This window comes from Nostocoides sp., from assembly GCF_035343835.1.
GTDB lineage: Bacteria > Actinomycetota > Actinomycetes > Actinomycetales > Dermatophilaceae > Nostocoides_A > Nostocoides_A vanveenii.
In genome coordinates this window covers 1-6693 of record NZ_DAOQZV010000181.1, presented here as the reverse complement: position 1 = coordinate 6693, position 6693 = coordinate 1, and the positions used below count along the sequence as shown (strand labels likewise).

The window sequence follows — 6693 nt, the reverse complement described above, 5'->3', positions numbered from 1 at the left end:
AGTACGGCGGCACCGAGATCAAGCACGGCGGCGAGGAGTACCTCATCCTCTCCGCGCGTGACGTCCTCGCCGTCGTCGGCTGACCCCAGCCCACAGCATTCCCGTATGCCGTGACCGCGCCCCGCGCCGCCCTCGCCTAGGTGGGGCCCGGCCGGGGCGCGTCGCGCATCCCCTAGCAACCAACACCGCCGAGCCGCCCGCCCGGGTGAGTCATCGGCATACCGACGAAGGACAGTCATGGCCAAGCAACTGGAGTTCAACGACTCCGCCCGGCACTCCCTGGAGCGGGGCGTCGACGCCCTCGCCAATGCCGTCAAGGTCACCCTCGGCCCCAAGGGCCGCAATGTCGTGATCGACAAGAAGTGGGGCGCCCCCACCATCACCAATGACGGTGTCACCATCGCCCGCGAGGTCGAGCTGGACGACCCATACGAGAACCTCGGCGCACAGCTCGCCAAGGAGGTCGCCACCAAGACCAATGACGTCGCCGGCGACGGCACCACCACCGCGACCGTACTCGCCCAGGCGATGGTCAAGGAAGGCCTGCGCAATGTCGCGGCCGGCGCCGCCCCCGCCTCCCTCAAGCGCGGCATCGACGCCGCCGTCGAGGCGCTGAACGCCCGCCTGCTCGACAACGCCCGCGAGGTCGGCGGCAAGGACGAAATCGCCTCCGTCGCCGCGCTCTCGGCGCAGGACGCCACCATCGGCGGGATCATCGCCGACGCCTTCGACAAGGTCGGCAAGGACGGTGTCATCACCGTCGAGGAGTCCTCGACCGCCGAGACCGTCCTGGAGTTCACCGAGGGTATGCAGTTCGACAAGGGCTACATCAGCCCCTACATGATCAGCGACCCCGAGCGCATGGAGGCCGTCCTCGAAGACGCCTACATCCTGATCAACCAGGGCAAGATCTCCACCATCGCCGACCTGCTCCCCGTGCTGGAGAAGGTCATGAAGACCGGCAAGCCGCTGGCCATCATCGCCGAGGACGTCGACGGCGAAGCGCTCTCCACCCTGGTCGTCAACAAGCTGCGCGGCACCTTCAACGCGGTCGCCGTCAAGGCCCCCGGCTTCGGTGACCGTCGCAAGGCGATGCTGCAGGACCTCGCGATTCTCACCGGCGGTCAGGTCATCTCCGAGGAGGTCGGCCTCAAGCTCGACCAGACCGGTCTCGACCTGCTCGGTCAGGCCCGTCGCATCGTCGTGACCAAGGACAACACCACGGTCGTCGACGGCGCCGGTTCGCCCGACGAGGTCACCGGCCGGATCAACACGATCAAGGCCGAAATCGAGAAGACCGACTCCGACTGGGACCGCGAGAAGCTCCAGGAGCGCCTCGCCAAGCTCGCCGGTGGCGTCTGTGTGATCAAGGTCGGCGCGCACACCGAGGTGGAGCTGAAGGAGAAGAAGCACCGCATCGAGGACGCGATCTCCGCCACCCGTGCGGCGATCGAGGAGGGCATCGTCGCCGGTGGCGGCACCGCTCTCGTCCACGCGCTTCCGGCGCTCGACGACCTCGGCCTGACCGGTGACGAGCTCACCGGCGCCAACATCGTGCGCAAGGCCGCGGCCGAGCCGCTGCGCTGGATCGCCGAGAACGCCGGCCTGGAGGGCTATGTCGCCGTCTCCAAGGTTGCCGACCTGCCGATCGGTCAGGGCCTCAACGCCGCGACCGGCGCGTATGTCGACCTGGTCGCCGCCGGCGTGCTCGACCCGGTCAAGGTCACCCGCTCGGCGCTGCGCAATGCCGCGTCGATCGCCTCGATGGTCCTGACCACCGACACCCTGGTGGTCGAGAAGAAGGAAGAGGAGCCCGCTCCCGCGGCCGGTCACGGGCACGGCCACGGCCACTGATCCGACCATCTTCGCCGCCGGCACGTGCCGGGCGGCGAATCTCGACGGCCCCCGACGCACCGTGCGTCGGGGGCCGTCGGCGTCGGCCGGGCTGTTCGCGTTCTGTTCGCTCGCTCGCACGGATGCGGCCATCGCCACGGGTTAGGTTCGAGTAATGACTGAGCAACCCAAGATGTCACGACGCGCGGCCAGCGAGGCGGTGGTCGAGGCCGGCTGGCAGTTCATCCTCGGCGGCTTCGAGACCAGGGTGCCGGCACAGGGGATCAGCGAGGCGATCGGCATCGCGACGATCGCGGGCCCGGCCGCTCCCGGCGATGCCGGGCTCGGCATCGATATCCGGCCGGACGGCATACGGCTGCGGATCCAGGACCCGGCGACCGGCTGGGTGGAGCAGCCGGAGGTCGACGCGGCTCAGGCGATTACCGCCCGACTACGCGAGCACGGCTACCACCCCGGCGGCCAGGGACCCGGGCCGCACGTCCAGCGGCTCGAACTGGCCCTCGACACTCTCGACGAAGACCGCATCAAGCCCTTCTGGCGCGCCGTCCTGGACTATGTCGACGGCCCTAACGGCGACTTGGTCGACCCGCGAGACCACGGGCCGTCGGTGTGGTTCCAAGCGATGGATCATCCACGGCCGCAACGCAATCGGATTCATTTCGACATCACCGTGCCGCACGAGCAGGCGCAGACGCGCATCGACGCCGGCCTGGCCACGGGTGGCCGCCTGCTGAGCACCGAATATGCGCCCTCCTTCTGGGTGCTCGCCGACCCCGAGGGCAATGAGATCTGCATCTGCACCTGGCTCGACCGCGACGAACGCCGCGACGCTGTCCTCGCGGCACGGGCACGGGCGCAGGAGCACCAGGCGGACGGGCCGGACGCACGCTGACCGTTCGGCGCACGCCGTGGCACAGGGGTCTTTACGCGCGATCCGAGCGGTGGGAGGTTGGCGGATGGCGGTCGACCGGATGGTCCGGCCGACCTTGACGGAGGCAAACGCGCATGACCACAGTGCACCGCATTTCCGCTGTTGCCTTGGCCCTCACTCTGGCGGGCGTCACTGCCGCCACCGCGAGCACCCCGGCACCCACGCCCCATTGGGCACAATTGCAGACCCATCAACTGCCCAACCCCGCGCAGCGGGAAGAAGGCGACGGCGAGGACGCCCTCGAGGTCGCCGACATGGCCGAGCAGTATGCGCAGCAGCGCAGCCTGCCCGCCGACACGGTGTCCGCGGCTGCACTCATCGCGGCTCGCGCTGCGGCACAACGGATGCCGCAGGCTCGTGCCCGGTCGACCGAGCTCACCACGACCGGCATGAACCCCGAGCCGGCCGGCTATACCGACCCGGTTTGGTCCAACCTCGGCTCGGGCTTCCAGCGCGTCGCCGGCCGGACGACCTCGCTGGCCGTCTCCGGCTCGACCATGTATGCCGGCGCGGCCGATGGCGGCGTCTGGCGCTCCACCGACGGCGGCCGCCACTGGGTCTCGATCTGGGATCACAAGCCGACGCTCTCGATCGGCACGCTGACGATCACCACGGACAAGGCCTTGTGGGTCGGCACCGGTGAGGCCAACACGAACTCCGACTCCTACCTCGGCGTGGGGATCTACCGCTCGACCAATGGGGGCTCGAGTTTCAGCCGGGTCGGGGGCTCGGAGTTGATGAACCACCAAGTTTTCCGGATCGTGGACGACGGCATGGGGACCGTCTACGCGGCCACCAGTCAGGGCCTCTACCGGCATTCGAGCACGAGTGCCGCGGGCGCCTGGCAACTGATCCTCAAGCCCGACCCGAACCCCACCGGTTCGCCCTACGCGACCTCCTTCATCACCGATGTGGTCGTGCGGCCAGGGAGCGGGGGCAAGCAAGTGCTGGCCGTTCTCGGCTGGCGCAATGGGTCGTCCTACAACGGCTTCTATCTCTCCCGCACGGGCGGTGCCAGGGGCAGCTTCGCCAGAATCACCCCCGGGGGCGCCATCGACGCGGGGGACATCGGGCGCACGACCTTCGCCTATTCGACGAAGGGCGATCGCCTGTATGCCGTTGTGCAGTCGCCCGAGGCTTTGCTCGCCGGCGAGGACTCGGTGCTGCAGGGGGTCTATGTCTCCGCGACCGGAAACCCCGCCGGTCCCTGGCGCAAGATCGCCGATGCCGACTCGCTGATGAAAACCGGCTCGGCGCTGACCTTCGAGGGCTACCACCCGGGCATCCAGGCTTGGTACAACCAGTTCCTCACCGTCGATCCCGCCGATGCCAAACACATCTACGTCGGGCTCGAGGAGGTCTACGAGAGCCGGGACGGCGGAGCCACGTTCACCACGATCAGCCCCTACTGGAACTACGGTTTGGCCTGCGGTGACGCCTGCCCGAAGACCACCCACCCCGACCAACACGCCGTCGCCATCGCGGGCGGGAAGGTCGTCATCGGTAACGATGGCGGCGTCTTCTCCCGCCCGATGTCCAAGGTCGGATCCGGTTCCTGGACCAGCCTCAACGCCACCTTGCGCACCCTGCAGTACTACGACGCCGCCGCGGGCAAGATGGGGCTGGGGACGGCCTACTGGGGCGGGTTGCAGGACAACGGCACCTCGCTGATCAAGCCCGGAGGCACCCCCATCGAGCCGGCCGGTGGCGACGGTGGCTATGTCCTCGTCGACCCGGCCAATGCCAATCGTGCGGTCGGTGAGTACGTCGGCCTGCTGATGTACTCCACGACCGACGGCGGCCACAGCTTCACGACGATCTCCCCGGTCTGCGGCGGCTACAAGGGGGCCAACTGCGACCCGGGCGCACGTTTCATTGCGCCCTTCCAGGCCGATGTGAAGAACACCAACACGTGGGTGGCCGCGGGCACGAAGGTCTGGCGCACCACGAAGGGATGGGCGACCACCTGCTCTGGCACGACCTGCGACTGGAAGCCGGTGCACACCTTCGGCACCGATGGCGCCGGCCTGTCACGGATGGGCACGGCCCTCGCCGCCCATGGCGCGACCATCTATGCCGGCTGGATCGACGGGATCGCCAGCCCCAGCCCGACCTTCGCCACCGGCATCGACACGAACTACGGCGGTAGCTGGCATCGGATCACCTCGCCGGTCCTGCCCAACCGTTTCGTCGCTGGTTTGACCGTCGACCCGGCGAACCCGGCCCATGTCTATGCCGTCTACAACGGCTACTCGCGTCGGTGGATCCCCGGTGGCGGCGAGGGCGTGGTCTTCGAGTCGACCAATGGTGGCCGCACCTGGCGCAATATCTCCGGCAACCTGCCGGACGCGCCCGGTGATGCCCTGGCCATCGTCGGCGGCAACCTGGTGCTCGGCACCGACGTCGGCGTCTTCCTCGCCACCACGTCCGCGCCGACCATGTGGCGCCGGGCACCCGGCCTGCCGAACTCCTCGGCCAACAGTGTCCGGCCCGTCCCGGGTGCGCAGGCTGTCGTCATCGGCACCCACGGTCGCGGCACCTGGCGGATCGACTTCTGATCCGTCGCGCCCGGCGGCGCGGGCGTGGGAGGATGACGGGCGATGTCCGTCCCCACCACGCGCGTGCCGCCGGGCGGGCGCCTCGCCTGGTTCATCTTCGCTCTCGGCGTGGGGGCGTATGCCGTTGCTGTCCTGGGCCGCACCACCCTCGGTGTCGCGGGCATCCAGGCCGTCGATCACTTCGGTGCTCGGGCGAGCATCATTGCGACCTTCGTCGTCGTCCAGTTGATCGTCTACACCGCGATGCAGATCCCTGGCGGGTTGATGCTGGATCGCTTCGGGCCGCGCCGGATGATCACCACCGGTTTGGCCGTCATGGGCGTGGCGCAGGTGGTCATGGCCCTGACGGAGTCGGTTTCCGTCGCCATCCCCGCCCGAGCCGTGCTCGGCGCCGGCGACGCGTTCATCTTCGCCAGCGTCATCCGGCTGCTGCCCAACTGGTTCCCGCCCGGTCGGGTCCCGATCGTCACTCAGCTCGTCGGGCTCAGTGGCCAGGCCGGTCAGATCGCCAGCGCGATCCCCTTCGTCTGGCTGCTCGGTGCCCGCGGATGGGCGCCGGCCTTCCTCGCCGTCGCCGTCCTGACCCTCGCCGCCTCGCTCGCTGCCGCCTTGCTCCTGCGCGATGTGCCCCCGGGCTTCGAGAAGGCCCAGTCCAGGCCGGGCCTGCGCACGCTGCGCAGCAATCTCGGCGCCGCCTTTCGCCACCCCGGCACCCGGCTCGGCCTGTGGACGCACTGGACGACCAGCTTCGCCCCGATGGTCTTCGGCCTGATGTGGGGCTTTCCCTATCTGACGCAGGGCGAAGGCCGCAGCCCGGCCCAGGCCAGCGCACTCATCACTTTGCTGGCCATCGTCGGGGCGATCGCCGGCCCGGTGCTGGGCCTGCTCGTCCAGCGCCATCCCTTACGCCGCAGCAATCTCGTGCTCGCCATGGTCGCCGCCGGCGTGGTGCCCTGGATCGCCGTCCTGTGCTGGCCCGGCCCGGCGCCGCTATGGCTGTTGACGGTCCTCTGCGCAGGTCTTGCCCTTGGCGGGCCTGGCTCGGCGATCGGCTTCGACTTCGCGCGGACCTTCAACCCGCGCCACCGGCTCGGGGTAGCCAACAGCGCGGTCAATATCGGTGGCTTCAGCGCGTGCATCATCGTGACGCTGCTGATCGGGGTGCTGCTCGACGTGCAGTCGAAAGGTTCGGCATACACGCTCGATCAGTTCCGGGTCGCGATGGCGATCCAGCTGCCGTGCTATGCCCTGGGCATCCTCGGGATCTTTCGATCCCGGGTCCGGGCCCGTCGGCTACTCGCGGAGGCCGGCCAACCGGTGCCGCGCTGGCGCGAAGCGCTCCGGCGTGAG

The 6693-nt window shown here is 69.1% G+C and carries 4 protein-coding genes and 1 pseudogene; all 5 read left to right on the top strand.

Translation table 11 applies throughout. The features are described 5' to 3' along the window. Positions 1-83 (top strand): annotated as a pseudogene (locus tag PKH97_RS12160) (co-chaperone GroES); the annotation flags it as partial. A gap of 154 nt (positions 84-237) precedes the next feature. Beyond that, positions 238-1854, top strand: coding sequence for a chaperonin GroEL (groL, locus tag PKH97_RS12155; protein ID WP_324387731.1), 1617 nt, complete (start codon positions 238-240; stop codon positions 1852-1854). A gap of 154 nt (positions 1855-2008) precedes the next feature. Then, positions 2009-2746 (top strand): VOC family protein, encoded by a 738-nt coding sequence (locus PKH97_RS12150; protein WP_324387730.1) that lies wholly within the window; start codon positions 2009-2011, stop codon positions 2744-2746. A gap of 113 nt (positions 2747-2859) precedes the next feature. Next, positions 2860-5343 (top strand): hypothetical protein, encoded by a 2484-nt coding sequence (locus PKH97_RS12145; protein ID WP_324387729.1) that lies wholly within the window; start codon positions 2860-2862, stop codon positions 5341-5343. A 42-nt stretch (positions 5344-5385) separates the two neighbouring features. Next, on the top strand, positions 5386-6693 hold a 1308-nt coding region (locus PKH97_RS12140), incomplete at its 3' end, for an MFS transporter (protein ID WP_324387728.1).